Raw genomic sequence first — 3,078 nt, forward strand, 5'->3', positions numbered from 1 at the left:
TCGCAACATCAATGACCACGCTCAGAACAACAATCGCCCGCACCCTCGCCAGAACCCTGCCTAGATGCCCGTGTTGCCAACGACAAATCGAGAATGCTCGATTTATGACACAGTAAGATTAGAGCCTGAACGAAAAAGTTAGTTGAGCGATTTCAGCGGGTTGTGATTCTGTTGGTTTGCAACAACTGACGGAGTCGCGATGGCCTGGACCGAAACCGCTCGCCGGGTCGCCTGATTTCAAACTGAGGTACTACCCACCCCAGGCCCACCAGCCGGGGCGGGCGAGGCTGGCGGCGGTTCGGGCGGCATCGGCGCCGGTGGGGAAAATGCCGAAGCAGGTCGCGCCCGAGCCGCTCATCCGCGCCAGCAGGCAGTTTGGGGTTGAACGCAAGGCAGCCAGAACCTCGCCGATCGCCGGGGCGAGGCGGATGGCGGGAGCTTCGAGGTCGTTGGACAGGCGCGCGAGGTCGGCGGCCATCGCCGCCGCATCGTTCCAGCGCGCGGGAAGGCCGGCGGGGAGCGAAAAATCGCCGGTGCGCGCGACAAAAATCGCCGGGGTCGAGACCGCGATACCGGGATTGACCAGGACCATGCCGAAATCTGGCAGTTGCGGCGCGGGAGCGAGGATTTCGCCGATGCCGCCCATCCGCGCCGGGCGGCTTTCCAGGCAGACCGGCACATCGGCGCCCAGGGACACGGCGAGATCGGGCGGAACGGCGCGGTGCCAATGCGCGGCGAGCAGACGCAGCGAAGCCGCCGCATCGGCCGAGCCGCCGCCGATGCCGGATGCGACCGGCAGGTTTTTGGTCAGGGTGAAGGCGATGTCCGGCGATCGGCCGATCGCGTCGGCGAAACTTCGTGCCGCGCGCAGGACCAGATTATCGGCCTCGCCGGAGAGGCCGGCACCGAACGGACCGTCGATCGCGAGCGACAGGCCCGTGCCGGATTCGAGCCGGAGCGTATCCCCGACCGGCGGGAAGACGGCGAGGCTGTCGAGCGTGTGAAACCCGTCCAGGCGCCTGCCGGTGACGTGGAGAAACAGATTGACCTTGGCCCGCGCCTGGGCAACCGGCATGGGTTACGAACCCGCTTCGATACCGTGGCGTTTCAGCGCCGCCTCGATTTTGGCTTTTTCCGCCGGATCGGGGTGCAGAGCCAGAGCGCGCGCCCATTGGTTGCGGGCGGCGAGGCGGTCGCCGGCGGCATAGAAAATATCGGCGAGATGCGCGTTCACCTCGGCATCGTCCGGGGCGCGCTGCACCGCGCGGATCTGCACACGCATGGCGTGGGCAATCTTGCCGCGCCGCAGCAAGGTATAGCCGAGACTGTCGATGATCGCGCCCTCGTTGGGGTCGACCTGCAGCGCCTGTTCGATCATTTTCTGGGCGTGGGCGAGATGGATGCCGCGCAGCGCATAGGAATAGCCGAGATAGTTCAGGACGAAGGGCTGGCCGGGATCGAGCGCCAGCGCGCGGTGCAGATCGGCGTCGGCTTGCGGCCAGTCGTTCAGCTTGTCCTCGGTGATCGCGCGCCCATAGATGATCGCCCAGGCCGAGCCGGGCGGGTTCGGGCCGAGCCGGGCGAGGGCGCGGGAATAGAGCGCGCGGGCGGCGGCGTAGTGTTTGGCGTCGCGCTCGATATCGCCGGCGAGGGTGAGCGGTGCCGCGCTGTGCGGATGCGATTTTGCCAGGGCCGCGAGCGCGGGCAGCATGGTCGCTCCCTTGCCGAGGCCGTCGAGGATTTCGGCGCGCTGCATCACCGCCGGGGCATGGAGCGGATCGCCCGGCTTGATCGCGGCGAGGGTTGCGGCGGCGCTGGCCCGTTTGCCGAGCGAGACATCCAGATTGGCTTGCAGCAGGCGCGCGGCGGACAGGTCAGGCCGCAACTCGAGCGCGAAGCCGAGCAGGATCTTGCGCAGCAGCGCCTGAGCCGGCTGGCCCAGCGAGCCAGCGAGGGTGAGATAGGCTTCGGCCACGCCGTCGCGCGCGCTGCCAATCATCGGCTTGGCGGCGTTGCGTTCCAGCGCGGGCAGGGCGAGGTCGAGATCGGGGTGGCTCGCCGCCATGTGCACCAGCACGGCATAGGCGCTTTCGGTATTGCCCTGGCGGGCCTGCCAGCTTGCCAGGGCCTGGGCAAGGCGCAGATTGGGCGCGGGGAAGGCGCGCTCGGCGATGCGGTAGAGCGGTGCGGCCTCGGCCTCGCGCCCGGCGAAATCGGCGATCAGCGCCGCGTTCAGCGCATAGACCGGGCCGAAGGGTGCGGCGGCATCGAGCCTCGTGAGTCCGGCGATGGCGGTACCGGTTTTACCGGCACCCGCTTCGGCCCAGGCGAGCAGCAGCGGACGGACCAGCCCGGTGACGCCGAATTTCGGCATCGCGGCGAAATCCTGCGCGGCCGCGGCGTAATTTCCGGTCTCGAGTGCCGCATTGGCCCGCACCATCAGCGCGAGCGGGTCGTTGCCCAGCCGCTTCGCCAGGGCGATCCGCTCCGGGCTCCGGGCGAGCAGGGCGGCGATGAAGCCCCGGCGCAGCAGATCCCGGTTGGCGGGGTCGCGCGCGATCGCGGTGGCGAAGAAATTGGCGGCCTCGGCCTCATGGCCGGTGGCGGCGGCGTAATTGCCGGCCATGAAGGCGCCGTAGAGCGAGGTTGTCGGCGATGGCCCGGTTTCCGCCCGTCCGCCCGCGCAGGCCGACAGCAGAAGAGCCAGGGACAGGGCGGCGCGGCGAAGGATTTTCGGACCAGGAGCCATGGCTTGTCTCCTAACCCGGATTTTCGCGCCGGTCACGCCCGCACACGCCGAGGGGTTCGGCTTGTCGCAAAAACATGAAGGGGTTACATCTCGGCCTCGTCGTGCCATCGGCTCGAAGGATCGGTGTGGCGATTCTGAAATTCCTAAGCACGTGCGGCGGCAATTTTAGGAATTTCAGAATCAGAAACCACACTGGAAGATGTTGATTTGCTAGGGTGTGTCGTCAATTAAGCCAGATAGCGGTGGCGGTGAGGTGGACGCCTGCGAGGAAGTTTCTGGCGGTTTTGTCGTAGCGCGTTGCAATGGCGCGGAATTGCTTGAGTTTGGCA

The 3,078-nt window shown here is 67.2% G+C and carries 2 protein-coding genes and 1 pseudogene; all 3 read right to left on the reverse strand.

The window, feature by feature from the left end; translation table 11 throughout:
* Positions 1 to 250: 250 nt before the first annotated feature.
* The gene (locus L2A60_RS20075; RefSeq protein WP_235706231.1) at positions 251 to 1,075 is read right to left on the reverse strand and encodes a 4-(cytidine 5'-diphospho)-2-C-methyl-D-erythritol kinase; all 825 of its coding nucleotides are present in this window, start codon (positions 1,073 to 1,075) and stop codon (positions 251 to 253) included.
* Between the two features lie 3 nt (positions 1,076 to 1,078).
* Complete coding sequence (locus L2A60_RS20080) at positions 1,079 to 2,749, reverse strand: tetratricopeptide repeat protein (protein WP_235706232.1); 1,671 nt, start codon at positions 2,747 to 2,749, stop codon at positions 1,079 to 1,081.
* A 223-nt stretch (positions 2,750 to 2,972) separates the two neighbouring features.
* Positions 2,973 to 3,078 (reverse strand): annotated as a pseudogene (locus tag L2A60_RS20085) (IS5/IS1182 family transposase); the annotation flags it as partial.

It is taken from the genome of Acidiphilium iwatense, assembly GCF_021556475.1.
Taxonomy (GTDB): domain Bacteria; phylum Pseudomonadota; class Alphaproteobacteria; order Acetobacterales; family Acetobacteraceae; genus Acidiphilium; species Acidiphilium iwatense.

What these genes read in the sequence shown, in the direction of transcription:
- L2A60_RS20075 (WP_235706231.1), bottom strand. Translation starts at nt 1,075, where the DNA reads ATGCCGGTTGCCCAGGCGCGGGCCAAGGTCAATCTGTTTCTCCACGTC.
- L2A60_RS20080 (WP_235706232.1), bottom strand. Translation starts at nt 2,749, where the DNA reads ATGGCTCCTGGTCCGAAAATCCTTCGCCGCGCCGCCCTGTCCCTGGCT.